The sequence below is a fragment of the Teichococcus deserti genome, from assembly GCF_001982615.1.
GTDB lineage: Bacteria > Pseudomonadota > Alphaproteobacteria > Acetobacterales > Acetobacteraceae > Pseudoroseomonas > Pseudoroseomonas deserti.
In genome coordinates, this window is sequence record NZ_MLCO01000563.1 from 1 (window position 1) to 1160 (window position 1160).

General features: G+C 77.3%; 2 protein-coding genes. Both read left to right on the forward strand.

Annotated features, from left to right (window positions below; translation table 11 throughout):
• The first annotated feature begins 46 nt into the window (after positions 1–46).
• The gene (locus tag BKE38_RS30070; RefSeq protein ID WP_076960711.1) at positions 47–262 is read left to right on the forward strand and encodes a hypothetical protein; all 216 of its coding nucleotides are present in this window, start codon (positions 47–49) and stop codon (positions 260–262) included.
• Between the two features lie 7 nt (positions 263–269).
• Positions 270–1160, forward strand: an 891-nt coding sequence (locus tag BKE38_RS30075) for a cellulose synthase operon protein YhjQ/BcsQ (protein WP_076960712.1), incomplete at its 3' end; no start/stop codon positions are given.

Sequence of the window (1160 nt, forward strand, 5' to 3'; positions counted from 1 at the left end):
ATGTGTATAAGGAGACCGGCCGACCTGGCTGCAGCCGCTGCCCGCCGTGGCCCCCGTCGTCCCGGCCGCGCTGCTGATCCCGGTGGCGCCGCCGGAGCCCGAGCCGGTGGCCGAGGCCCAGCCGGAGCCGCTGCCGCCGCCGATGCCGCTCTCCGAGCTGCTGCGCCGCGTCACCCCCGCGGCCGAGCCGAACCCGCCGCCCGTGCCCGCCTCGCCGACCGCCGAGGTGCTGCGCGGTCTGCGCCTCTTCGGCCGGAGCTGAGGCGCCGATGCCGCTGATCCTTTTCGCCTCGCCCAAGGGGGGCGTCGGCAAGACCACCCTGGTCGCCAATGTCGCCGACGCGCTGCGGCGCGAGGGCCGGCCGGTGCTGGCGCTCGACCTCGATCCGCAGAACTCGCTGCGGCTGCATTTCGGCGTGCCGCTGCAGGATGGCGGCGGCTACCTGGCGCATCTGCTGCAGAAGCCCGACTGGCGCGCGGCGCTGCGGCCGACCGCCTCCGGCGTGACGCTGCTGCCGCATGGCGCCATCGAGCTGCGCCAGGTGCTGGAGCAGGCGGTGGCGCTGGAGCGCGACCCTGGCCTGCTGGCCGAGCCGCTGCGCGAGATGCTGGCCGATCCCCGGCTGCTGGTGCTGGCCGACCTGCCGCCCGGGCCGTCGCACACGCTCGCCGTCGCGGCGCCGCTGGCCTCCGTCATCGTCACCGTGCTGCAGTCGGAGGCGATCAGCGCCGCCATGCTGGGCGAGGTCGAGAGCGGCCGCTTCCTCGGCGGCGGCACCCAGGCGGCGATCCAGGCCGGGCGGGTGCAGTTCCTGCTGAACGGCGTCGACCTTTCCTCCCGCCTGTCGCGCGCCGCGGCCGAGGCGGTCGCCCGCCATCTGGGCCCGCGGCTGCTCGGCGCGGTCAGCCAGGACAGCATGCTGGCCGAGGCGCTGGCGCAGCTGCGGCTGATCTACGACCTGGCCCCCGGCGCCGCCGCGGCCGAGGACATGCGCCAGATCGCCCGCAGCCTGGCGCAGCTGCTGCCGGCGCCCGCGCTCGCCGCCGCGGCGGCGCCGCAGCCCTTCGGCCCCGGCCAGGCCACCGGCGCTGGCTTCCGCGCCGCCCCGCCGCCCGCCCCGCCGACGTCGTCCCAGGCAGCTCAGGTGCCTGCCCCGGTG